At 73.2% G+C, this 23,460-nt stretch carries 19 protein-coding genes; 13 read left to right on the top strand and 6 right to left on the bottom strand.

Features of this window, described 5'->3' with window-relative positions:
- Positions 1-34 precede the first annotated feature (34 nt).
- From ACQPY4_RS35310 to ACQPY4_RS35265, 10 genes are all read left to right on the top strand, one after another.
- The gene (locus ACQPY4_RS35310) at positions 35-802 is read left to right on the top strand and encodes an SDR family oxidoreductase (protein ID WP_433328553.1); all 768 of its coding nucleotides are present in this window, start codon (positions 35-37) and stop codon (positions 800-802) included.
- Between the two features lie 8 nt (positions 803-810).
- On the top strand, positions 811-1,770 hold the full coding sequence (locus tag ACQPY4_RS35305; protein ID WP_433328551.1) for an LLM class F420-dependent oxidoreductase: 960 nt from the start codon (positions 811-813) through the stop codon (positions 1,768-1,770).
- Between the two features lie 111 nt (positions 1,771-1,881).
- On the top strand, positions 1,882-2,979 hold the full coding sequence (locus ACQPY4_RS35300) for an alpha/beta hydrolase (protein ID WP_433328549.1): 1,098 nt from the start codon (positions 1,882-1,884) through the stop codon (positions 2,977-2,979).
- A 101-nt stretch (positions 2,980-3,080) separates the two neighbouring features.
- Positions 3,081-3,374 carry a Fe-S cluster assembly protein HesB gene (locus tag ACQPY4_RS35295; RefSeq protein WP_433328547.1) on the top strand — a complete coding sequence of 98 codons (294 nt, stop codon included), beginning with the start codon at positions 3,081-3,083 and terminating at the stop codon, positions 3,372-3,374.
- 145 nt (positions 3,375-3,519) lie between these two features.
- Positions 3,520-3,651, top strand: coding sequence for a hypothetical protein (locus ACQPY4_RS35290; RefSeq protein WP_433328545.1), 132 nt, complete (start codon positions 3,520-3,522; stop codon positions 3,649-3,651).
- Positions 3,652-3,660: 9 nt separating this feature from the next.
- The gene (locus ACQPY4_RS35285; protein WP_433328543.1) at positions 3,661-4,311 is read left to right on the top strand and encodes an MBL fold metallo-hydrolase; all 651 of its coding nucleotides are present in this window, start codon (positions 3,661-3,663) and stop codon (positions 4,309-4,311) included.
- The gene (locus tag ACQPY4_RS35280) at positions 4,308-4,988 is read left to right on the top strand and encodes an HAD family hydrolase (RefSeq protein ID WP_433328541.1); all 681 of its coding nucleotides are present in this window, start codon (positions 4,308-4,310) and stop codon (positions 4,986-4,988) included. Before ACQPY4_RS35285 ends, ACQPY4_RS35280 begins: the two co-directional genes overlap by 4 nt.
- Positions 4,989-5,113: 125 nt before the next feature.
- The gene (locus ACQPY4_RS35275; protein WP_433328539.1) at positions 5,114-5,317 is read left to right on the top strand and encodes a PspC domain-containing protein; all 204 of its coding nucleotides are present in this window, start codon (positions 5,114-5,116) and stop codon (positions 5,315-5,317) included.
- A gap of 109 nt (positions 5,318-5,426) precedes the next feature.
- Entirely contained in the window at positions 5,427-8,699 is a 3,273-nt protein-coding gene (locus ACQPY4_RS35270; protein WP_433328537.1) for a hypothetical protein, read from the top strand.
- A gap of 49 nt (positions 8,700-8,748) precedes the next feature.
- Positions 8,749-9,288: a hypothetical protein gene (locus ACQPY4_RS35265; RefSeq protein WP_433328535.1), complete on the top strand. Its 540-nt coding sequence runs from the start codon at positions 8,749-8,751 to the stop codon at positions 9,286-9,288.
- Here ACQPY4_RS35265 and lysX read toward each other — a convergent pair.
- Positions 9,285-12,548, bottom strand: coding sequence for a bifunctional lysylphosphatidylglycerol synthetase/lysine--tRNA ligase LysX (gene lysX / locus ACQPY4_RS35260; RefSeq protein ID WP_433328533.1), 3,264 nt, complete (start codon positions 12,546-12,548; stop codon positions 9,285-9,287). The genes ACQPY4_RS35265 and lysX overlap by 4 nt on opposite strands.
- 226 nt (positions 12,549-12,774) lie before the next feature.
- On the opposite strand from lysX, the gene ACQPY4_RS35255 reads away from it, so the two are divergent.
- The 3 genes from ACQPY4_RS35255 to ACQPY4_RS35245 are packed head-to-tail and all read left to right on the top strand — an operon-like array spanning position 12,775 to position 17,825.
- Positions 12,775-14,451 carry a serine/threonine-protein kinase gene (locus ACQPY4_RS35255; RefSeq protein WP_433328531.1) on the top strand — a complete coding sequence of 559 codons (1,677 nt, stop codon included), beginning with the start codon at positions 12,775-12,777 and terminating at the stop codon, positions 14,449-14,451.
- A 35-nt stretch (positions 14,452-14,486) separates the two neighbouring features.
- Positions 14,487-16,064 carry a protein kinase domain-containing protein gene (locus tag ACQPY4_RS35250; RefSeq protein ID WP_433328529.1) on the top strand — a complete coding sequence of 526 codons (1,578 nt, stop codon included), beginning with the start codon at positions 14,487-14,489 and terminating at the stop codon, positions 16,062-16,064.
- Positions 16,065-16,103: 39 nt separating this feature from the next.
- Positions 16,104-17,825 (top strand): serine/threonine-protein kinase, encoded by a 1,722-nt coding sequence (locus tag ACQPY4_RS35245; RefSeq protein ID WP_433328527.1) that lies wholly within the window; start codon positions 16,104-16,106, stop codon positions 17,823-17,825.
- 12 nt (positions 17,826-17,837) lie between these two features.
- On the opposite strand, the gene ACQPY4_RS35240 is transcribed toward ACQPY4_RS35245, so the two are convergent.
- From ACQPY4_RS35240 to ACQPY4_RS35220, 5 genes are all read right to left on the bottom strand, one after another.
- On the bottom strand, positions 17,838-18,449 hold the full coding sequence (locus tag ACQPY4_RS35240) for a response regulator (protein WP_433328525.1): 612 nt from the start codon (positions 18,447-18,449) through the stop codon (positions 17,838-17,840).
- 101 nt (positions 18,450-18,550) lie between these two features.
- Positions 18,551-19,216 carry a response regulator transcription factor gene (locus tag ACQPY4_RS35235; protein WP_433328523.1) on the bottom strand — a complete coding sequence of 222 codons (666 nt, stop codon included), beginning with the start codon at positions 19,214-19,216 and terminating at the stop codon, positions 18,551-18,553.
- Positions 19,213-20,514 (bottom strand): sensor histidine kinase, encoded by a 1,302-nt coding sequence (locus tag ACQPY4_RS35230; RefSeq protein WP_433328521.1) that lies wholly within the window; start codon positions 20,512-20,514, stop codon positions 19,213-19,215. Before ACQPY4_RS35230 ends, ACQPY4_RS35235 begins: the two co-directional genes overlap by 4 nt.
- A 391-nt stretch (positions 20,515-20,905) precedes the next feature.
- The gene (locus ACQPY4_RS35225; protein ID WP_433328519.1) at positions 20,906-22,135 is read right to left on the bottom strand and encodes an alpha/beta hydrolase; all 1,230 of its coding nucleotides are present in this window, start codon (positions 22,133-22,135) and stop codon (positions 20,906-20,908) included.
- On the bottom strand, positions 22,136-23,278 hold the full coding sequence (locus tag ACQPY4_RS35220; protein WP_433328517.1) for an alpha/beta hydrolase: 1,143 nt from the start codon (positions 23,276-23,278) through the stop codon (positions 22,136-22,138).
- Positions 23,279-23,460: the final 182 nt, after the last annotated feature.

Genomic DNA, 23,460 nt, shown 5'->3' with positions numbered 1-23,460 from the left:
TCATCCACCGGCCGGCAACATCGAGGAGCAGGACATGCGGACTGGGCTTCAGGGGAAGACCGCCCTCATCACCGGGGCGTCGCGAGGAATCGGCAAGGCGACCGCGTTCGCGCTGGCGGCCGAGGGCGCCAACGTCGTGCTGTCGTCGCGCAAGCAGGACGCGCTCGACGCGGTGGCGGCGGAGATCCGCGCCGCCCATCCCGAGGCCGGGGTGCTGGCCAAGGCCGCCCACGTGGGCGACGCCGAGCAGGCCGGCGCCGCCATCGACGCGGCCGTGGCCGAGTTCGGCGGACTGGACGTCCTGGTCAACAACGCCGGGACCAACCCGTACTTCGGGCACATGGTCGACATCGAGCAGCCCGCCGCCGACAAGATCGTCCAGGTGAACCAGTGGGCCATCGTGCAGTGGACCCAGCTGGCCTGGAAGCGGTCGATGCAGGAGCGCGGCGGCTCGATCGTCAACATCGCCTCGGTCGGCGGGCTGGTCACCGAGATCGGTATCGGCTACTACAACGCCGCCAAGGCGGCCTCGATCCACCTCAGCCGCCAGTTCGCCATGGAGCTGGCCCCCTCGGTGCGCGTGAACTGCATCGCCCCCGGCCTGGTGAAGACCGCGCTCGCCCGTGCCCTCTGGGAGAACAACGAGGCCGAGATCAGCAAGCACATGCCGCTGGGCCGCATCGGCGAGCCCGAGGACATCGCCAACGCCGTGGTGTTCCTGGCCGGCGACACCGCGTCCTGGATGACCGGGCAGACCCTGGTCGTTGACGGCGGCGGCCTCATCCGTCCCTCGATCGCCTGAGGAGCACCATGTCCCGCTGGGGCCTGACCATTCCGCTGACCGGCCTGCCGCTGGCCGCGCACCGCGAGATCATCGAGAGCCTGCCCGGCCTCGGCTACACCGACGCCTGGTCGGCCGAGACCAACGGAACCGACGCCTTCACCCCGCTGGCGCTCGCCTCGCAGTGGGCGCCCGAACTGCGGCTCGGCCCGGCGATCGTGCCCGTGTACACGCGCGGTCCCGCGCTGCTGGCCCAGCAGGCCGCGACCCTGGCCGACCTGGCACCGGGACGGTTCGTCATGGGCGTCGGCACCTCGTCCGACACGATCGTCGAGCGGTGGAACGACATCCCCTTCGAGGAGCCGTACAAGCGCTGCCGCGACACGCTGCGCTTCCTGCGCACCGCGCTCACCGGCGAGAAGGTGAAGCGGGAGTACGACACCTTCACGGTCCGGGGCTTCAAGCTGGAGACGGCGCCCGCCGAGCCGCCGCCGATCGTGCTGGCGGCCCTGCGGCCCGGCATGCTGCGCCTGGCGGCGCGCGAGGCCGACGGCGCCATCACCAACTGGCTGGCGCCCAAGGACGTCAGGACCGTCCGCGGCGAGCTCGGCGAGGGCCCCGAGCTGATCGCCCGGCTGTTCGTGTGCCCGACCGAGGACGCCGAGGAGGCCCGGGGGATCGGCCGCTGGCTGATCGCCGCGTACATGACCGTCCCGGTCTACCGGGCGTTCCACGAGTGGCTCGGGCGCGGCGAGGCGCTGCGGCCGATGAACGAGGCGTGGGCGGCGGGCGCCCGGCAGAAGGCCCTGGAGGTCATCCCGGACGAGGTCGTCGATGACCTCATCGTGCACGGCTCGCCCGCGGCGTGCCGCGAGCGCGTCCGCGAGTACGTGGCCAACGGGCTGACCACGCCCGTCCTGGCGCTCGTGCCGGGCGGCGGGCTCTCGCACGCCGAGGCGGTGGAGGCGCTCGCGCCGTCCGCCGGCTGAGGTCAGTATTCGCCGGATGTTTCCGGGGAGTTGGGTTTGTCTCAATAGTGTCGGTCCGCCGTTTGGATCTTGAAACCGGGCGGTCTCGGGGGCGACACGAAGGACAACTCCATGACCCTTCTCGGCTGGCCGCTGCTCGCGCTGCTGGCGGTGCTGGCGGCGGCGGCCCCGATCGGCTGCCTGGCGGCCTGGAACCGGATCCGCGGGCCCAGGGCCGTCCGGGCGGCCGGACGGCTCGGGCTGGTGGCGACCTGCCAGCTCACCGCGCTGCTGCTGGTCGGGGTGCTGGTCAATCGGAGCATGCACCTGTACGCCACCTGGGACGACCTGCTCGGCACCACCGCGGTGCGGGGCGACATCCAGGCCGCCGGGCCGGTCGCGCAGACCGGACCGGCGGCCGGGGCCCGCACCCCCTCGCCCTTCGAGTTCGACCGCCGGAGCGGGACGCGCTTCGCCGTCCTGCCGGGCCCGGCGTCCGGGCTCCGCGCCGAGGTCCGCGTCTGGCTGCCCGAGCAGTACGACGACCCCGCCTACGCAGGGAAGCGGTTCCCGGTGGTTGAGCTGTTCCCCGGCTTCCCCGGGTCGGCCTGGACCTGGTTCGGCGCCATGCGCGGCGGCGACCGCCTGCGCGAGTCGCTGAAGAAGGGGCTCAAGGACGGCAGGGTCAAGCCGTTCATCCTCGTCGCGCCGACCATCACCGTGCAGGCCGGACGCGACACCGAATGCACCGACATCCCCAAGGGACCCAAGGTCGCCACCTGGCTCACCACCGACGTCCGGCGCATCGTGACCGAGAACTTCCGCGCCCTGCCCGAGGCCGCCTCCTGGGGGACGATGGGCTACTCCACCGGCGGCTTCTGCGCGGCCAAGCTCACCGCGCAGCACCCCACGCTCTTCAAGGCCGCCGTCAGCCTGGCGGGCTACTACCGCCCGACCGGGCCCGACCTGACCCGCCGTCCCGACCTGGCCCGCGCCAACAGCCCCCTCGAACTGGCCGCCGCGCGTCCACCGGTGGAACTCCTGCTGGCGGGCAGCGTCCAGGACCCCGGGACGGTCGAGGCGCTCCAGGAGATGGCGGGCAAGGTCCAGCCGCCCACCAGGGCGTTCACCTACATCGTCGAGCAGGGCGGCCACAACGTCCGGGTCTGGCAGGAGATGCTGCCCAGGGCCTACGAGTGGCTGAGCGCGAGGCTCGCGGGACCGTCCTGAGATCCGCGGTTTACGCGGGTGAATCTCGGGGAGGGTGGGGCGAACAGGTCGGCAGACCTGGCATGCCAGAGATGACCCGAGACGAATCAGGGGAGCCGAACGTGCTCACGCTTACCACCGGTGCGGTCCAGGTGATCAGGGCCGTCACCGCCAACAATCCCGAGATGCCGCCCGAGACCGGTATCCGCATCGAGTCGGGGACCGACGGCTCGGACGCGCTGCGGCTCTCGGTCGCGCCGCAGCCCGAAGACGGCGACCAGATCGTCGAGGAGGAGGGCGCCAAGGTCTACCTGGAGCCCAACGCGGCCGTGCTGCTGGACGACAAGACGCTCGACGCCCAGGTCGACCAGCAGGGCGACGTCGCCTTCAGCATCGCCGAGAGCCCGGCGGTCTGACCCACCCTTCCCGGGGCCTCCTGGGCAGCCACCCCGCTCGTCCAGGATCGTCCCGCGCCAGAGCGCGCGCAGGGGCGCCGGTCCGGCCGAGGGACCGGCGCCCTCGCGCACCCGGGGTCCGCCGGACCTCTGCGAGGATGGCCACGTGGGTGATCGCCGAAGCTCCTGGCGCGACCAGCCGCGCGGCCTGGCCTGCGCCGTCGTGGCCGCCTTCCTGACGCTGACCCTGGTCGCCTTCGGCCTGGTCCTCGCCGCGGCCGTCCTGGCGGCCCGCTAGCCTCGGATCATGAGGCTCACCAAGCTCGGGCACGCCTGCGTGCGGCTCCAGAAGGACGACCGGACCCTCGTGATCGACCCGGGGGCGTTCACCCCGGAGGGCGACGCCCTCGACGGCGCCTCGGCCGTCCTGGTCACCCACGAGCACCCCGACCACTTCGACGCCGACCGGCTCCGCGCCGCCATGGCCGCCGACCCCTCGCTCTCGGTCTGGACCTCGCGCGCCGTGGCCGGGAGCCTGGCCGACCTCGGCGGCCGCGTGCACGAGGTCGGGCACGGCGACTCGGTCGACGTCGCCGGGTTCGAGGTGCACGTCTACGGCGAGGACCACGAGATCCTGCACCCCGACGTCCCGCCGATCCCCAACACCGGGTTCCTGGTCGACGGCCAGGTCTTCCACCCCGGCGACGCCCTGACGGTCCCCGACGAACCCGTCCCGACGCTGTGCCTGCCCGGCAACGCTCCCTGGATGAAGGTCCCCGAGATGTACTCCTACCTGCGCGCGGTGGCGCCCGAGCGCGCCTACGTCGTCCACGACGGCCTGCTCAACGACTTCGGCCTGGCGGTCATGCAGACCCATGTCGGCAACGCCGCCAAGGAGGCCGGACGCGACTACCGGCGCCTGGTCCCGGGCGAGTCGGTCGAGCTGCCCGCCCCGTGACCGCCCCCGCGCCGGACGCGCCGCTGGCCGCGGTCTTCTTCGACATCGGCGAGACCCTCGTCAGCGAGAACGAGATCTACGGGCGCTGGGCCGACTGGCTCGGCGTCCCCCGCCACACCTTCCTGACCAAGCTGGGCGCGCTCCTGGCCACCGGCGGCTCCCACGGCGACCTTTTCGAGTACTTCAGGCCCGGCTTCGACCTGGAGACCGAGGAGAAGAGACGGGCCGAGGCCGGGGCGCCCAACGGGTTCGGTCCCGCCGACCTCTACCCCGACGCCCGCGACTGCCTGGCCGCGCTGCGCGCCCAGGGCCTGTTCGTCGGCGTCGCGGGCAACCAGCCGGTCGCCGCCGCCGAGCAGTTCGCCGCCCTCGGGCTGGCGGCCGACGTCGTCGGGATCTCCGACGTGTGGGGCGTCCAGAAGCCCGCTCCGGCGTTCTTCGAGCGGTGCGCCGACCTGGCCGGGGTCGAACCCGGCCGCGTCCTGTACGTCGGCGACAGGATCGACAACGACGTGCGCCCGGCGCTCGCCGCCGGCATGCGCGCGGCGTTCCTGCGGCGCGGCCCGTGGGGCCACATCCAGCGCGACGACGAGGCACTCGCGCGCTGCCTGTTCGTTCTGGACGACCTGGTGCGCCTCCCCGAACTGGTGGCCGAGGTGAACGCGAACGTCCCTTAGGGGCGATCCCCTAATCCCTGGGTAGGGGCGCAATACGGGCCGAACGGGCGATCCGAGGACGTCCCGAGGTTCGTAGCGTGGAGTACGTCATCGCAGGTCACCTCGTATCAGGGAGATGAAAGACCATGAACGGCCTCTACCGTCCGCGGCAGGGCAGGATGATCGGCGGCGTCTGCGCCGCGCTCGGGCGCCGGTTCGGGCTGTCGGCGGGCACCGTCCGCGTCCTGGCCCTGCTCTCGTGCCTGCTGCCCGGCCCGCAGTTCGTGATCTACCTCGTGCTCTGGGTGATGCTGCCCAGCGAGGAGAAGTACGCCGCCCACGCCTCCTGAACCCCTTATGAAATAGGCTGATCCGCCGGGCAGGCCGGATCTCTTGGAGCCGGGCTCGCGGGGGTGTTAGATCGGGGCACGGTTTTTGCGAGGGCAGGAGGGAACGGCTGTGCCTGACCTGAGCGCGCCGAGCGCCGACTCGGCGGTCCGGCTGCTGCGGTTCCTGCGCGACCTGGCCCGGGCCCGCCAGGAGCCGGGCCGCGACGCCGGGGCGCGGGGCGAGGTCCACTGGCTGGCCGAACTGCCCGGCGACGTCTACGTCGAGACCGACGCGGGGCCCGGCGACGTGCTGTTCAGCGTCCCGGTCATCCCGCTGACGCCGCCCGCCGTCATGGAGGAGTTCGACGGCTGGCTGGGCATGCGGCAGTGGTACCGCACCCTGCGCGACCTGACCGGCTCCGACGGCGGCGAGGTCGTGCTGGCCACGGGCCTGCTGAGCTGGAAGCCCGAGAGCGGGCCCGCCGTCCGCGAGCACCTGCTGGCCACGCCCGTCCGGGTGGCCGCCGACGAGCGCACCGGCCGGGTGGACGTCCTGCTCGCGGGCCACACCACGCTGCGCGACCGCGAGCTGCTCGCGGGGCTCCCGGGGTTCCGGCCGTCGCGCACCGACTGGGTGTGGGACGCCGTGCACGCCGGGCAGGCCCTGGGGCTGCGCGCCTCGGTCTCCGACGTGCTCCGCAAGTGGTGCTCGGTCGCGTTCGCCTCCGACGACCCGCGCGAGCCGGGCGAGACCGTCGTCTATCGGGAGGACTGGGCGCCGGGGCCGTCGGCGTCCTCGGTTCCGCGGCTGCGGCTGGCGCCCGCGCTGGTGGCGCGGCCCGCGCGCCAGGCCGGGCTCGTCGACTTCTACGAGGAGCTGCTCGCCCGGCTGAGCACGCCCGGCGCGCCCTTCCCGGCAGGGCTGGCCCGGCTGCTGGAACCCGAGGAACGGTCCCGGTTGCTGCACGTCGAGGACCCCGAACCCGACACCCTGCCCGACCTGCTCACCGGGCTGCTGTCGCGGGGCAGGCGCGCGCTGGTGGTCACCTCGGGCCCGGCGGCCGCCGAACGGCTCAGGTCGCGGCTGGCCCCGGGCGTCGCCGAGCTGTGCACCACCGACGGCTCGGTCACCTGGGACGCCCCGCACGAGCCCGCCGACGTCGAGGAGCTCGCCGACCGCGAGGCCGCGTGGGAGCTCGAAGTCGCGGCCCTGCGCGAGCGCCTGCGCCTGGCCGAGGACACCGGCCCCTACGAGCTGGCTCCCGGGTACCACGGTGCCCGCGCCGATCTGGAGCGGCGGCTGCGGATCGAGGCGGCCGACCACGGCTGGATCCCGCCGCGTCCCGGCCTCGGCCGGCGCCCGCCCCTCACCGCGTCCGAGGCCGCCGAGCTGGCCGGCCTGCTGGCGGGCGCGTCCCCGTCCCGCCGGGCCCGTCCCGGGCAGCGCGACGTCGACCCCGGCGCGCTGCCCAGCCCCGCCTACGTCAGGACGCTGTTCGACGCCGAGGCCGCCGCCGTCGAGCGGGCCGAGCGCTCGCAGAGCGAGCTGTCGCGGCGGCTGCGCGGCGCCGACGTCGCGGTGCTGGCCCGCCTCGAAGGCTGCGCCGCCACCGTCAACGCCGCCCTGCACGACCTCGGGCTCAGCGTCCACCCGAGCGGCTGGGATCCCGCCGACCACGCCGTGCGCGCCTTCGCCGACGCGCTGGCCCAGCGCCGCCCGACGGTCTGGGCCCGGGTCGGCGAGATGACCGCCCAGGCCGAGTGGGCGGAGCGCGCGCTCGCGGCGAGCGAGGGACGCCGCGTCGAGCTGCCGCCGCATCTGCATCTGCGCAAGGTGGCGGCCGCCGCCCAGGAGCTGCGCAACTACCTCGCCGAGGGCGGCACGCTCAAGCGCGGCCCGCTGCGCTCGGCGCCCCAGCGCCAGGCCGACCCGCTGCTGGCGGGCTGCACGATCGACGGCGAGCCGCCGAACACCCCCGAACGCCTGGAGATCCTGTTCAACAACCTGATGGTCCGCATGGCCTGCCAGGAGCTCCAGTACGTCTGGGAGGCCGCGGGCGTCTCCTTCCCGGCCGAGGTCCCGCTCGAAGACCGGGTGGCGCGCTTCGGCCGCGCCCATGCCCGGCTCGCCCGCGTCCAGGAGGTGCTCCCGGCCCTGGCCGAGACCGCCGACCTGATCCACCGCTCCGGCCTGGGCATCCCCATCACGCACCCGCTCCAGTGGCACGGATACGTCGTCGGCCTGGAGAACGCCATGCTCGGCATGGGCGTGAACCGCACCGGCGCCGACATCACGGCGCTGCGCGACTCGATCGGCCCGGGCGCGCCCGACGACCCGCCCGAGCTGCGCGCCGCCCTGGCGGCCATCGACGCCCGCGACGCCGCCGCCTACGGCCGCTGCCTCGGCGGCCTCGCCGAGGCCCGGCACGAGCGCGCCCTCCAGATCCGCTGCGACGCGCTGCTCGACCGCGTCCACGCCGCCCATCCCGACCTGGCCGCCGCGTTCCCCACCGGCCACGTGGAGCACTGGGACGAGGCGTGGGCGTGGGCGTACGCGTCGGCCCGCCTGGCCGAGCTGCCGCTGTCCCCGGCCGAGAAGCGCCTGCGCGCCGAGCTGGCCGACGCCGAGGCGGGACGCCGGGAGGCCTCCGGAACCCTGGCGGCCGCCCTCGCCTGGGAGGCGCACGGCCCGCTGGGGCCCGACTCGCCCGCCCCCTGCTGGATCCTGCCGCTGCGGCAGATCCCGACCACCCTGCCGCCCGAGCCCGACTCGTTCGACGCCGTCATCGTGGACGGCGAGCACGACGCCGGAGCCGAGGCCCTCTTCCTGCTGTGGCTCGCGCCCCGCATCATCCTCGTGGGCCAGGGCGCCGACACGCTCCCAGGGGCGCCGCTCCACGTCCCCGACGAGGCCCTCCCCGAAGACCTCCGCGCCACCATCACGCCCACCGCGCCCCTCTTCCAGATCCTCCAGGCCCGCTTCACCGCCACCGGCCCGCCGCCCACCCCCGTCCCGGCCCCGCGTCCGGACCCCGACCCCGTGCCGGACCCCGAGCCCGTGGTCCGGGAGGAGCACGCGCCGGACGTGCGCGCGGCCCGGCCGATGCGGGAGACGCGGGGCGGGCTCGCGTTCCGGCTGGACCCGGAGCTCGAACGCAGGCCCGAGGCCCCGCGCCGCCGATCGCCCGAGCCGCCGAGCGAGCCGCGGCCGGGACGCTCGATCGTCACCTACAAGCGGCCGGAGCTGATCGAACTGGTGGCGGCCATCGCCGAACGGGAACCGGAGGCCACCGACGAGCGCCTCATCGAGCTGGCGCGGACCGCGCTGGGCTGCCCCGAGGACGAGGAACTGCTCGTCGGCGCGCGGCTCAGGTACGCGGTGGAGGCGTTCCGCGAGGAGTAGCGCGCGCATTCGCGGTACAGGGCGACCTTCCCGTCTGTACAAAGGGAAGGTGACCGATTGGGACGAGCCCGCGCTGGCACGGCTGCGGGCCGCCGCCTACCGGCGCGACGGCGCCGCGGGGCTCGACGTCCTGCGCGACCGCCCGCTCGGGCCCGTCCTCCAGTACGCGGGCGACGTGCTCGCGGCGGCGCTGGTCCGCGACCGGGCCGGGGCCGAGCGCGCGGCCCGCAAGTGCCTGGAGGAACTGGACGGCCGCGGCGCCCCCGGCGACGCCGAGCTGGCCGCCGAGCTCGCGGCCGCCCTCGGCACCGCCCGCCGCGCCTCCGACCTGGCGGAGGTGCCGGTCGACCTCGGGACGCTCGGCGCCCGCCTCGGCGGCGACGGCGGCGCGCACGCGGTCGACCTGCGCCGCGGCGACGTCGTGGAGCTCGACGAGATCGACGAGGCCGACGCCGACCCGGACGGCTGGCTGACGTTCTGGCCGGACGGCACCGCCCAACCCGGCCTGGCCGACGAGGAACGCCGGCGCGGCCGCGCCCGAGCCTGGCTGGCCCGCCACGGCTACCGCGCCGGCCCACGTCGTCTCTAGGAGCCCGGGCGTACCAGGGGGAACGGGATCGTTTCGCGGATGCTGCGGCCCGTCAGCGTGATGAGCAGGCGGTCGACGCCCATGCCCATGCCGCCCGCCGGGGGCATCGCGTACTCCAGGGCTCGCAGGAAGTCCTCGTCCAGCTCCATGGCCTCGGGGTCGCCGCCGGCGGCCTGGAGCGACTGCTCGGTGAGCCGCAGCCGCTGCATGATCGGGTCGATGAGCTCGGAGTAGGCGGTGCCGAGCTCCAGGCCGAACACGATGAGGTCCCACTTCTCGGCGAGCCTGGCGTCCTTGCGGTGCGGACGGGTCAGCGGCGAGGTCTCGGCCGGGTAGTCGCGGACGAACGTGGGCGCCATGAGGTCCTCCTCGACCAGCGCCTCGAACAGCTCCTGGACGACCTTGCCCTGGCCCCAGGCCGGGTCGAAGTTCAGCCCGGCCCCCTCGGCCAGCGACTGGACGGTCGCCAGCGAGGTGTCGGGCGTGACCTCGTCGCCGAGGGCCTCCGACACCGACTGGTAGACGGTGATCTCCGCCCAGGGCTCGGCCAGGTCGTACTCGACGCCGTCGCGCACGACCACGGTGGTGCCGAGCGCGGCCCGCGCCGCCGCGATCACCAGGTCGCGGGTGAGCGTGGCCATGGTGTCGTAGTTGCCGTAGGGCTCGTACGCCTCCAGCATCGTGAACTCGGGGTTGTGCTTGTGCGAGACGCCCTCGTTGCGGAAGTTGCGGTTCAGCTCGAAGACCTTGCCGACGCCGCCGACCAGCAGCCGCTTCAGGTACAGCTCGGGCGCGATCCGCAAATAGAGCTGCATGTTGTAGGCGTTGATGCGGGTCGTGAACGGCCGCGCGGTGGCGCCGCCGTGGATCGGCTGGAGCATCGGCGTCTCGACCTCCAGATAGCCGCGCTCGCGCAGCCCGTCGCGGACGGCGGCCACGGCGTCGCCGCGCATCCGCAGCATCCGGCGCGAGTCGTCGTTGACGATGAAGTCGACGTAGCGCTGCCGGACGCGCGCCTCGGGGTCGGTCAGCCCGGTGCTCTTGTTGGGCAGCGGGCGCAGGCACTTGGCGGTGAGCTTCCAGTGCGACGCCTCGACCGAGAGCTCGCCGCGCCGCGAGGTGACGACCTCGCCGGTGACGCCGATCTGGTCGCCGAGGTCGGCCAGCGACTTCCAGGTGCGCAGGCCGTCCTCGCCGAGCGCCTGGGCGGTCAGCATGATCTGGATGGCGTCGGTCTCGTCCTGGAGCTTGACGAAGATCAGCCGGCCGTGTTCGCGCGCCAGCACGACGCGCCCGGCGATGGAGACGGTGACGCCGGTGCGGGTGTCGGGCGCCAGCCCGGCGAACCGCTCGCGGATGTCGCCCGCGTAGTCGGTCCGCTCGAAACCGAGGGGGTAGGGGTCCATCCCGGCCGCGCGGATCCGGTCGAGCTTGTCGTGCCGGACGCGTTCCTGTTCCGACAGCCTGCGCTGCGGCGCGCGGGCGGCGTCGGCGGCCTCCTCGATCTCCTTGATCCTGGTGACCAGCTCCTTGGACGGGATGATGTTGGCCGCACGGTCGAGCCGGGGACGGTTGAGGCTCGGCAGGAAGCCCTCGGCCCGCGCGTAGGCCAGCCCGAGGCGCACCAGGTCGCGGCTCTGCTGGTAGCAGATGAACCGGGGACGCCAGTCGGGCATGTACTTGGCGTTGGACAGGTACAGCGACTCCAGCTGCCAGAACTTCGAGGCGAACGACAGCACGCGGTAGTAGATGCGGGCGACCGGCCCGGCGCCGATCTGCGAGCCGCGCTCGAACGCCGAGCGCAGCATCGCGAAGTTCAGCGAGAGCTTCTGCGCCCCGACGGTCGCGGCCTTCTCGGCCAGCTTGGCGACCATGAACTCGTTCAGCCCGTTCTCGGCCGCGCGGTCGCGCCGCATGAGGTCGAGCGAGAGGCCGGTGCGCCCCCACGGGACGAAGCTCAGCAGCCCGCGCAGTTCGCCCTTGGAGTCGAACGCCTCGACCATGACGCAGCGCCCGTCGGTGGGGTCGCCCAGCCGTCCCAGCGCCATGGAGAAGCCGCGCTCGGTCTCCTCGCCGCGCCAGGCGTCGGCGCTGCGGATGAGCTTGGCCATCTCCCAGCCGGCGATCTGCGAGTGGCGCCGGATGCGGACGGTGTACCCGGCCCGCTCGACCCGCCGGACGGCCTGGCGGACCTGGCGCATCTCGCGCCCCTCCAGGTTGAAGTCGGTCAGGTCGATGATGGCCTCGTCGCCGAGTTCGAGCGCGTCGAACCCGTGCCTGCGGTAGATGTGCGCGGCGCGCTCGCCGACGCTGACCGCGCCGGGGATCCAGGCGTGCGCCCGGCACTCGCCCAGCCACGCCTCGATCGCCTGGTCCCACGATTCGGGATCGCCGAGCGGGTCGCCGCTGGCCAGGGAGACCGCGCCTTCGACCCGATAGGCGATGCCCGCCTTGCCGTTGGGCGCGGTGATGAAGTCCTTGTCGCGGCGCAGCGCGAAGTAGCCCAGCGAGTCCTGGTCGCCGTACTCGGCCAGCAGCGCGCGGGCGGGGATCTCCTCGCTGGGGGTCAGGACGGGGTCGCGGCGTCCGGGACGGAACAGCGCCCAGAACGTGATGACCAGGAGCCCGGTGCCGAGGACCCACAGGATGCTGTCCACCCAGTAGGGGACGGCGACCTCGACCTTCTCGGCCTGGACGCGCGGGCCGAGCACGGTCTGCGCGACCGCGTACAGCGGATGCGTCCAGAAGTCGCCCTTGGGGTCGCGGTCGGTGACGGTGACCAGGAACGTCCCGATGCCGCCGGTCACGACCAGCAGGCCGAGGAAGACCAGCACGGCCACCCGCCGGTTGGCACGGTCCGGCAGGGTCCTGAACTGGCTGCGCGCGGCGATCGCCAGGCTCAGCAGGATGGTGAAGAAGGCGGTGGAGACGGCCAGTTCGGGCGTGGTGGGCTCGTCGGGGCCGGGCGGCTCGGGCGCCAGGATCGTCGCCAGCAGGCCGGTGGCCAGCAGCGTGGTGTAGAGCGAGAAGATCAGCACCAGCATCCGCCAGGCGGCCTTCTTGCGGCGGCGCACGCCCATCGACAGCAGGATCCACATCAGGCCGATGGGCACGCTCGGGAACCAGCCGAGCAGGCTGATCCAGCGCAGCGGCCACATGTCGGCGATCTCAAGGATCAGACCGGATGAGAGCCACGCCAGGATCGATAGGATGCCGGACAGGCGGGTGTACCAGAAGAAGACGGCCGGCGTCGACTCCATCGTCCGACGCCACCCCCCGATCAGGCCGGTCTCCGCCATGGTCCCCCCGTCGCGGCTGTTTGGTGCTCTCTTATTTGTACCGGGTGTCAAGTCCATCACGCTCTGGTTCACCGCCCCACCGGCCCGGTGGCGAACCGGATCCGTGCGGCGGACGTTGTACGGGTAGGGGGAACTCGCTTGCGGGCTGGGTCCAAGGTTCTCAGTAAAAGTCGATATGGTCGCGAATATGCCTAATGAGACCACCGGGGAGCGGTTGCTCGCCCACCGCTACCGCCTGGTCACCCAGGTCGGCCGTGGCGGTATGGGGACGGTCTGGCAGGCTCACGATGAGGTCCTCGGTCGTGACGTAGCGGTGAAAGAGGTCATCTTGCCGCATGGTCTCACCGATGAGGAACGCGCCGTACACCACAAGCGCACGTTCCGTGAGGCGCGCACCGCCGCGCGGCTCGGTCACCCGGGCGTCATCACCGTCTACGACGTCGTCGAGGAGGACGGCCGCCCCTGGATCATCATGGAGCTGCTCAAGGTTCCCTCCCTCGACCAGGTGATCAAGCGGGAGGGGACGCTGGAGCCCCGCCGCGCGGCCGACATCGGGCGCCAGATGCTGGCCGCCCTGCACGCCGCCCACGAGGCCGGCGTCCTGCACCGCGACGTCAAGCCCAGCAACGTGCTGGTCACCAAGGACGACCGCGCGGTGCTCACCGACTTCGGCATCGCCACCGCCTCGGGCGACGCGACCCTCACCCAGACCGGGCTCGTCATGGGCTCGCCCGCCTACATCGCCCCCGAACGCGCCCGCGGCCGCACCGCGGGCCCCGCCTCCGACCTGTGGTCGCTGGGCGTCACACTCTTCGCGATGCTGCACGGCAAGTCGCCGTTCGAGCGCTCGGAGCCGATGGCCGCCCTGGTGGCCGTCATCTCCGAGGCCCCCGACCCGCCCGACAAGGCCGGACGCCTGCGGCCCCTGATCGAGGGCCTGCTGCACAAGAACCCCGACCAGCGGATGGACGCCATCGAGGCGGGCGCGCTGCTCGACGAGATCGTCCGCCAGGAGACCGTCGACACCCAGCGCACGATCGCCGTGGAGTACCCCCTGCCCGAGCAGGCGCCCCCGCCGCCCGCGCCCGAGCACACCAAGGCGGCCATGCCCATCGTCGCCGAGCCGCCCGTCGAGTCGTGGGACCCGCCGCCCGCCACCGAGCCCGCGGGGAGCCTCGCGCCGCCGTCCAGGCGCGAACCTTCGGGGATCGCCGGACGCGGCGGGCTCGTGGTCATCGCCGTGATCGTCCTGGCGATCGTGCTGGCGATCAGCGCGCTGGCCTTCGCGGCCTCGCGCGGCGACGACAAGCCCTCGGGCAAGCAGAACAAGAGCACTCCTCCCGCGACCCCCTCGAGCCCGGCCCCGTCCAAGAAGCCCAGCACGACCCCCACCGCCAGCACCGTCCCCGAGGGCTTCCGGCTCCACAAGGACAAGACCGGCTACTCGGTGGCCGTCCCCGAAGACTGGGACCTGGAGCGCAAGGGAAGCGCGGGCGATTTCTTCCGCTCGCCCGACCGGCGCTCCTACATCCAGATCGGCCAGACCTCCAGCCCCGGCAAGAGCGCCATCGACGACTGGCGCAGGCAGGAGCGCGGCGGCGTGGGCTTCTCGGGCTACAAGAGGATCCGCATCGACCCCACCGGCGACCAGCCGCCCGTCCCCGACACCGGGAACGGCGACAAGTCGTCGGACTGGGAGTTCACCCACGACGGCGACTCGGGCCGCACCCACGTCCTCAACCGGGGCTTCGTCGCCAACGGGCACGGCTACGCCATCCTGCTCTCGACTCCCGACAGCGAGTGGAGTGCCCGGTTCGCCCAGCTTGCCCCGGTGTACAGCTCGTTCAAGCCCGCCAGCGACTAGTGTCACCACCTATGTCAGACGGGGATGGACGTGTCGTGGGCGAAGACCGCCGTGCCGGCGCGGGACGGGTGCTGGCGGGTCGCTACCGTCTGGTGTCGGTCGTCGGGCGCGGCGGGATGGGCACCGTCTGGCGGGCGCACGACGAGATGCTGCACCGCGACGTCGCGGTCAAGGAGGTCCAGGTCGAACCGGGCCTGAGCGACGACGAGCGCGAGGTGCGCCATCTGCGCACGCTCCGCGAGGCGCGGGCTTCGGGGCGGCTGAACCATCCGGGCGTCGTGACCGTGCATGACGTTGTGGACGAGGACGGCCGGCCCTGGATCGTCATGGAGCTGGTCCAGGCGCGCTCGCTCCAGGAAGTGATCGAGGAGGACGGGACGCTCCCGCCGGCCCGGGTCGCCGCGATCGGACGGCAGATGGTCGGGGCGCTGCGGGCGGCGCACGCGATCGGGATCCTGCATCGCGACGTCAAGCCCGCCAACGTGCTCATCACCGGCGACGACCGGGCCGTGCTGACCGACTTCGGCATCGCCAGCGTGGAGGGCGACGCCACGCTCACCCACACCGGCCGCATCGTGGGATCGCCCGCGTACATGTCGCCCGAACGGGTGAACGGCGACCGCGCGCTGCCCGCGTCCGACCTCTGGGCGCTCGGCGCCACGCTCTACGCGGCCTGCGAGGGCAAGCCGCCCTACCACCGCACCGACACCGTGGCCGTGCTGGCCGCGATCGTGACCCAGGAGCCGCCGGAGCCGCGCAACGCCGGGCCGCTGCTGCCCGTCCTGCGGGGCCTGCTGGTCAAGGACCCCGTGGCGCGGATGGACGCCGACCAGGCCGACGCCCTCCTGGCGCAGGTCGTCGCGGGGCAGCACACCGCCCATGACCTGCGGTCGTGGGGCCAGGTCGCCGACCCGCGCGTGCCCACCCAGACGCTGAACGTGCCCGGCCCCGCGATGCCGCCCCCGCCGGAGCGGCGCGCGTCGTCCCGGCGGATGCTCTGGCCGGTCCTGGCGGGCGTGCTCGGTGTGGCGGTCGTCGCGCTGGCCATCGCGCTCGCCCTGCGCGGCGATGACCCCAAGGGCAAGGCCGCGGCCGCGAAGACCACCCCCGCCGCGCGGGGAACCGCGCCGGCCCCGCCCAAGAAGAGTTCCAGGACCACGCCGGAGACCCAGGCCCCGGTGATCCCGCAGGGGATGACGCCGGTCGGCAACAGCGGCTACCAGATCCCCGTGCCCCAGGGGTGGACGGAGCAGCGCAAGAGCGCCGACCGCACCCTCTGGCTCGACCCGAGGTCCGACGCCTATGTCTTCGTCGACCGGACGCCCTGGACGGGCACTCCGCACGCGCACTGGCTCCAGTGGGAGCGCGAGGTCAGGGCGAACAACCGGTTGCCCGGCTACCAGCGCCTGGATCTGACGCCCGTCCGCCACGGCGGGACCGAGGCCGCCGACATCGAGTACGCGTGGAACCCGGGGAACACGCGCATGCGCGCGTGGGTCCGCGGGGTGATCATCAACGGAAGGCAGTACGCCGTCATGATGGCGGCGCCGGAATCCCAGTGGAACGAGTGGCGGGGCGACGTAAAGAATGTGCTCGACGGCTTCCGGGGCTGAGGGTAGGCACGGCCGCGTGCGACGGGGGACCATTTAGTCATGGGAGAGGGTCGGCTACTGGCCAACCGCTACCGGCTGGACGCGGTGGTGGGCCGAGGCGGCATGGGCACCGTATGGCGGGCCTATGACGTCACGCTGGACCGCGAGGTCGCGATCAAGGAGGTTCTGCTTCCCCCGGGCCTGACCCCGTCCGAGCAGGACGTGCTGTACCAGCGCACGTTCCGCGAGGCGAGGGCGTCGGCCCGGCTGAGCCACCCCGGGGTGGTCATCGTCCACGACGTGGTCGAGGAGGAGGACCGGCCGTGGATCGTCATGGAGCTGGTCCTGGCCAAGTCGCTCCAGGATCTTCTCGACGACGGCCCGATGGACCACCGCAGGGTCGCCGAGATCGGGCTCCAGATGCTGGCCGCGCTCCGGCACGCCCACGAGAAGGGCATCCTGCACCGCGACATCAAGCCCAGCAACGTCCTGATCACCGACGCGGGACGGGTCGTGCTCACCGACTTCGGCATCGCCCAGGTCGAGGGCGACGCCACGCTGACCCAGACCGGCCTGGTCATGGGGTCGCCCGCCTACATCCCGCCCGAGCGCGCGCAGGGCGAGCGCGCCGTCCCGGCCTCCGACCTGTGGGCGCTGGGCGCGACGCTGTACGCCGCGCTCGAAGGGCACTCGCCCTACGAGCGGTCCGACGCGATGGCCTCGCTCCAGGCGGCGCTGAGCGAGCCCGTGCCGCCCGCGCGCAACGCCGGGCCGCTCGGGCCGGTGCTCGACGGGCTGCTCGTGCGCGAGCCCGCCTGGCGGATGACCGGCCCGCAGGCGCAGCCGCTGCTCTCACGGGTCGCCACGATGCCGGTCGCCGAGGAGACCGTGTTCGACCGGACGGTGACCGACGACCCCGCGCGCGGCATCCGGCGGGTGGACGACGACCACGCCGCCACCGTGCTCGACTCGGCCGAGCTCGACGTGACGATCCGCGACCCGGGCCCGGTGCCGGAGGCGAAGGCCCGCCCCGGGCCCGACCCCGATGCCCGGACGCTGCGGGGCGGCGACATGGCCGCCGAGTGGACCGTCCAGCCGCCCCCGCAGGCGCCGGTCTCGCATCACGGGCCGCAGACGCCGCCGCCGTGGGAGCAGCCGCAGCACGTCTCGCAGTGGCAGCAGCCCCCGCCGCCGCAGCACACGCACACCGGGGGACGCGAACGCGAGCGCCGCAGGACGATCGTGATCGTGATCGTCGCCGTCGTGCTGGTGGTGGCGGCCGTCCTGGCGGGGGCGTTCATCCTGCGGGGCAAGCTCAACTCCGGCGCGTCCGGGCGGGCGACCACGGTGGTCCGCGCCGACGGCTACTCCGTCGAGGTGCCCCGCGACTGGGCCCGCGGTCCGGGCCCGGACGGCCGGAACCGGCTGGCCGCGCCGGACGGGCAGACCTGGCTGACGGTCGACACGACCCGGTGGCCGCCGGAGGTGCGGACCCCGCTGGAGCAGGCCCGGGTGTCGAAGGTGAGCGGCCCGGCCGGGGGGCGCCTGCCCGGCTACCGCGAGATCGGCGTCTCGGCGGTCTCGTCCTACCTGGGCACCAGCGCGGCCGACTGGGAGTTCACCTTCACCGCGGACGGCCGCCGCGTCCGGGTGCGCGACCGGTTCGTCCAGCTGAACGGGGCCCCGTACGCGCTGTACTTCCGGGCGCCCGAGGCGAGCTGGGCGAGCGTCGCGGGCGTGCGCGACCGGATCTTCGCCACCTTCCAGGTCAGCAGCGCCTGAGAGCCTCGCGGGTCAGGAGCCCGCGATCAGCGCGTCCAGGGCGAGCCGCAGCTCGGCGACCCGCGCCTCCACCTCGGTCAGGCCGCCCCCCTCGCCCGCCCTGGCCCGGGTGAGGCCGCCCTCGACCAGCGAGAGCCGCTCGTCCAGGACCTTGAGCGCCTGGTCGCGGCCATCGGTGCCGTCCTCGTCACCGGCCATGGCCTGGCGCAGCAGCGCGGCCTGGCGGCGCAGCTGGAGCGTGCGGTGGTGCAGGTCGATGAAGATCGAGACCTTGGCGCGCAGCAGCCAGGGGTCGAACGGCTTGGTCAGGTAGTCGACCGCCCCGGCCGCGTAGCCCTGGTACGCCTGCTCGCTCGCCTCACCGGCGGCGGTCAGGAAGATGATCGGGATGTCGCGGGTGCGGGGGCGGCTCTTGATGTGCCCCGCGGTCTCCAGGCCGTCCATCTCGGGCATGACCACGTCGAGGAGGATCAGCGCGAAGTCGTCGCTGAGCAGCTCCTTGAGCGCGGCGTGCCCCGACGAGACCCCGACCACCTCGACCGGCAGCGCGTCGAGGACGGCGGCGAGGGCGACCAGGTTCTCCTCGCGGTCGTCGACGGCCAGGATCCTCGTGGTCTCGGGCACCGGGGCTCCTCCGCGCGTCGTGACGGGTCGTCTGCCCGCCCACCCTGCCATGTTCGGCGTCAGGACGACAGTCAATCGTCACAGCGGGAGCCGTGGCCGCCCTAGGACAGCCATCCGGGCTTGACCAGCCCCGACTCGTAGGCGAAGACGACGAGCTGCGCGCGGTCGCGGGCGCCGAGCTTGACCATCGTCCGGCTGACATGGGTCTTGGCCGTCGCGGGGCTGACCACCAGGCGCGCGGCGATCTCCTCGTTGGTCAGGCCCTCGCCGACCAGGGCCATCACCTCGCGCTCGCGCTCGGTGAGCGCGTTCAGCCGGGGCGAGGGCGCGGGCTCCTTGGCGCGGGTGGCGAACTCGGCGATCAGCCGCCGGGTGACGCTGGGCGACAGCAGCGCGTCGCCGTCGGCCACCGCCCGGACGGCATGGATCAGCTCCACCGGCTCGGTGTCCTTGACCAGGAAGCCGCTGGCTCCGCCGCGCAGCGCCTCGAACACGTACTCGTCCAGCTCGAAGGTGGTGAGGATGATGATCCGCACCCCGTCGAGCCGCTGGTCGGAGGCGATCCGCCGGGTGGCCTCCAGACCGTCGAGGCCCGGCATCCGGATGTCCATGAGGATCACGTCGGGACGCAGGGCGCGGGCCCGCTCGACGGCCGCCTCGCCGTCGTCGGCCTCGCCGACCACCTCGATGTCGGCCTGGGCGTCCAGCAGCGCCCGGAACCCCGCGCGGACCAGCACCTGGTCGTCGGCGAGCAGCACCTTGATCATTCCGTACCTCCCGCGGGCGCGCTCTCGGCGCTCGCCGTCCGTTCACCGGTCAGGGGCAGGCTGGCGCGGACGCCGAACCCGCCGCCGGGGCGGGGCCCGGCCTCGAACGTGCCGCCCAGCGCGACGGCCCGCTCGCGCATGCCGTTGATGCCGCTGCCACCCGAGTGATGGTCGTCCAGCAGAGACACCCCCTGGCCGTCGTCGTCGACCTGGACGGCGACGTCGTGCTCACCGTAGGCGATCCGGAGCCTGACCGTCACCGGCCCGCCGCCCGCGTGCCTGCTGACGTTGGTCAGCGACTCCTGGACGATCCGGAACGCGGCCAGGTCCGGCCCGGCCGGCAGCGGTCTGCGATCGCCGGTGATCTCGGCGTCCACCCGGAGCCCGGCCGAGCGGGCGCGGTTGAGGAGCTCCTCCAGGCGCTCCATCCCGGCGGTGGGGGAGCGGGGCGCGCGCTCGCCCTCGGAACGAAGGACGCCGATCACCGAGCGCATCTCGGTCAGGGCCTCCTTGCTGGCCTCCTTGATCGCCGCCAGCGCCGTCCTGGCCTGCTGCGGGTCGTCGTCCAGCAGGTGCAGAGCCACCCCGGCCTGCACGTTGATCATCGAGATGTTGTGGGCGAGCACGTCGTGCAGCTCGCGGGCCATCCGGAGCCGCTCCTCGCTGGCCTGGCGGCGCTCCTCCTCGGCCCGGGTGCGCGCCGACTCGGCGGCCTTCTGCCCGCGCATCCTGATCAGCTCGCCGCCGATCAGCGCGACCAGCGACCAGCCGACGATGAAGGAGGTGTCGACCAGGCTCGGCTGCTCCACCGGGAACACCGCCCCGCCCTTGCCGCGCTCCTCGACGCCGATCAGCTGGGTGATCCCCAGCCAGACGGCGATCACCGCGCTCGTCCCGGCCCAGACGTACAGCCGGTGCCCGGCGACGAGGGCGGCCAGGATCGCGACGCCCGCGGAGAACGGCACGGGCCCGTAGGTGTAGGCCCGCAGGAAGTAGAGGCTGGTGATCGCTCCGACCACGGCCAGGGTGGCCCTGGGGTACCGGCGCCGGAACAGCAGCGCCACCGGGCCGCCGAGGATCAGCATGACCCCGAGGAAGTCGAGGGGGAGGTGCCCCATGCCTTCCTCGTCCCAGTCCGGACCGCGACCCGGGCCTCCCTCGCTCGGGGGACCGTGCTCGGCGCCGAACGAGCCGAACAGCTGGATGAACGCCAGGAAGACGGGGGCCACCCACACGGGCCATGCGCTGGGCAAAGGCCAGTGCAGGCGGGCCTGGTGGCTCGGTGGGTGATTGCTCATTCCTGAACGGTAGGCCACCCGCTCGGCGAGCGGCGTCGCCCGGGGGGAGGGACCCCCACTACTCCCCGGGACGTACCGGCACGCGCCGCGATGTCTCCATCTGGCCGACGCCCCGGGCCGGACCTTGCCGCGACTGTGTGTCGTGGGCGAAGCGCCCGCTGGAAATGGGAGGCCCGATCACATGAGAGTCCGCGACCCGCTCGCCGTCGGCGGCCTGCTGCTGCGGCTGGGCTCGGGCGCGTGGTCGGCGTTCCTCTGGGCGCAGCTGCTCCGGGACGTGCAGCGGGACGGCCGTGATCTGGCCCTGGAAGCCCTGCTTCTCCTGGCGTACGACATGCTGACCCGGGTCGTCCGCCGCTCGCTCCCCTACCTCCAGGTGGGCGCGGAGGCGCTACTCCGGATGGACCTGGGTGGTCAGCCACCGCAGGACGGCCGGGAGACGCGGACGCCAGTCCGCCAGCCGTCCCGGCGCGCCGGGGACGACGAGCTTCTCCGCCCGCATCGGCGGCCGGGCCAGCGCCACGAAACCGGCGGCGCGGCCCGTCTCGGCGGGCTTTCCGGCCGCCGTCGCCAACAGGACGGAGACGGGCGGCGGCGGGAGGTGTCGCAGGCGCCACTGGAGGTCGTTGTCCTGCCTGAAGGTCTTGCTTCCCCCGTATGGGTCGGTCGTTGTTCCGCCGGGCGGGGGCTCGGGGACGTCCAGCGTCCCGTCCAGGGAGGCCGCCGCCGCGAACCGGTCCGAGCGCAGCATGGCCAGCCGGAGCGCGCACTGCCCGCTGGGCCCGTACCCCGCCACGGCCCATCCCTTGCGTGTCGCCGGCACCCGGTAGGTGTCCGATACCGCCACGGGAAGGTCCTGCGAGAAGAACAGCTCGGCCTGCCCACCGGACACCCCAGGTGTGTTCAGGCAGGTCGCGGGCTTGGCCGTGGGGCGGTGCCCGTCCGTGGGAAGGCCCCGGTCGGCGTCGGGACCGGCGGGCGGCTGGTCGGCCGGGACGAGCGCGCGCGCCGACCGGACCATCACGTAGATGGCCGGATGGGCCCGGCCCGAGGCGACCGCGCGGGCGGCCTCGTCCGGCAGCCGGGCCTGCCCGAGCCAGGCCATCCGGTCGTCGGAGGCGCCGCCGGAGAACAGCGTCACGACCGGTAGCCGCTTGTGCGCGAACGCGGGCTGGAAGTACTGCGGCGGCAGATAGACGAACACCTCGGAGTCCAGGCCGCTGCGCGCGCCCCGCAGCGCCAGCCGGTCGACCCGGCCGTCCTTCTGCGGCTCGCGCGCGTGCCCCTTGCGCTTGGGCCCCAGGTCGGTGGTGGTCCGCCGGACGAGGTCGGCCGGGTCGGCCTCCTTGCCCCGGTCGGCCTGCACCTGCTTGACCTGGACCTTCACCCGGTCGCTTCCGAACAGGTCGTTCCAGGTGGAGTAGAAGACGAAGTACCGGTTGGTGACGATCACCAGCGCGGCCGTCAGCAGCAGCTGGCACGTCACGAGCAGGCCGGAACGCGCCAGCACCGGCCGCGCCCCGCCGCCCGACAGCCTCGGCCACAGCCACAGGGACGCCGCGAAGGCGACGGCCGCCAAAGCGCACACCAGGATGATGAACCCGGCGCTGGTCGGCTCCACTCATTCCCCCTGAAGACGCGTGCTGAGCCACCGCATGGTGGGCGGGATGTACTTGCGGAAGGTCTTGAAGTTGTGGCCGCCGGTGGGGAGCAGGACCTTGTCGACGACCAGCGGCGGCCGCGCGGCCCGCATGAACTTCACCGCCGACGGATAGGTCTTCTCGCCCTGGTCCGCCGAGGCCACCAGGATCGACACCGGCGGCTGCGGCAGGTGCTTGAGCCGCCAGATCAGGTTGTTGTCGCGGCGGATGGCCTCGCTGCCGTCGTAGAGGTCGCGCGTGGTGGTGTCGAGCAGCGCGTGGAAGTGCCCGGCCATGCTGGCCGCGACGGAGAACCGGTCGGAGTGCAGCATGGCCAGCTTCGTGGCGCAGTAGCCGCCGGTGGAGTAGCCCGCAAGCCCCCAGCCCTTGCGGGAGGAGGGCGTCCGGTAGGTCGAGGCGATCGCCTCCGGGACGTCCTGGGCGAAGAACGTCTCGACCTTCGGCCCGCCGGGCACGTCGGCGCACTCGGTGTCCCACCCGTTCTCGACGGTGGGCCGCATCATCACGTAGATCATCGGCTGGATCTGCCCCGACTCGGTCATCCGCGCCGCCTCGGTGGGGACATGGCCCTTCTCGATCCAGGTCAGCCGGTCGGCCGCCGGGTAACCGGCGATGAAGACCGCGACCGGGAGCCGCTTCTTGGCGTACTCCGGCCGGAAGTACTGGGGCGGCAGGTAGACGTACGCCTCGGACTGGATTCCGGTCCGGACGCCCCGGATCTCCAGGTGCTCGACCTGGCCGTCCTTCTCGGGCGCGTGCCGGGAGCCCGCCTTGGGACCGAGCCCCTCCTTGATCTTGCGGATCACCTGGGTGGCGGCGGCCGCGTCCGGACGCGATCCCGGCGCCTTCTGCTCGACGCGCGCCGTGCCTCCGGCGGCGCCCATGAGGTCGTCCCAGGTGGCGTAGAACAGGTAGTAGGAGTTCAGCCCGGCCACCAGCGTGACGATCACGACCAGCTGGCAGCCGAGCAGCACGGCCGCCCGCAGGGCCACCGGCAGGACGCCGCGGCGGGCCAGCCGGGGCCAGAGCCGCACCGTCCCGGCCAGCGAGGCGAGCGTGAGCACGGTGAGCAGGCCGAGCAGCCCCCAGCTCGTCAGTTCCACCAGCGCGCACCCTTCGTCGGTCCCACGGCCCCCGAGGACCGGCACGCCACCGATAACTCAGCCAATGTCCAGGAAAGTTCCAGCAAAGGTTCATGAAACGGACACGATCGTAACGGCGGCGAGGGACCACGGTGGACGTGGTTTCGCTCATTCGCCTGGTGTTACGAACCGCTCACGCCCGA

The sequence above is a fragment of the Spirillospora sp. CA-294931 genome, assembly GCF_050946795.1.
In the GTDB taxonomy this organism is placed as follows: Bacteria; Actinomycetota; Actinomycetes; order Streptosporangiales; family Streptosporangiaceae; genus Spirillospora.
The sequence above is the reverse complement of the archived record's forward strand: the minus strand, read 5'-3'. Positions and strand labels throughout refer to the sequence as shown.

Coding starts and splice junctions, on each gene's coding strand:
- ACQPY4_RS35230 (WP_433328521.1), bottom strand. CDS start 20,514: ATGAGCAATCACCCACCGAGCCACCAGGCCCGCCTGCACTGGCCTTTG.
- lysX (WP_433328533.1), bottom strand. CDS start 12,548: ATGGAGTCGACGCCGGCCGTCTTCTTCTGGTACACCCGCCTGTCCGGC.
- ACQPY4_RS35255 (WP_433328531.1), top strand. CDS start 12,775: ATGCCTAATGAGACCACCGGGGAGCGGTTGCTCGCCCACCGCTACCGC.
- ACQPY4_RS35245 (WP_433328527.1), top strand. CDS start 16,104: ATGGGAGAGGGTCGGCTACTGGCCAACCGCTACCGGCTGGACGCGGTG.
- ACQPY4_RS35285 (WP_433328543.1), top strand. CDS start 3,661: ATGAGGCTCACCAAGCTCGGGCACGCCTGCGTGCGGCTCCAGAAGGAC.
- ACQPY4_RS35235 (WP_433328523.1), bottom strand. CDS start 19,216: ATGATCAAGGTGCTGCTCGCCGACGACCAGGTGCTGGTCCGCGCGGGG.
- ACQPY4_RS35300 (WP_433328549.1), top strand. CDS start 1,882: ATGACCCTTCTCGGCTGGCCGCTGCTCGCGCTGCTGGCGGTGCTGGCG.
- ACQPY4_RS35275 (WP_433328539.1), top strand. CDS start 5,114: ATGAACGGCCTCTACCGTCCGCGGCAGGGCAGGATGATCGGCGGCGTC.
- ACQPY4_RS35305 (WP_433328551.1), top strand. CDS start 811: ATGTCCCGCTGGGGCCTGACCATTCCGCTGACCGGCCTGCCGCTGGCC.
- ACQPY4_RS35310 (WP_433328553.1), top strand. CDS start 35: ATGCGGACTGGGCTTCAGGGGAAGACCGCCCTCATCACCGGGGCGTCG.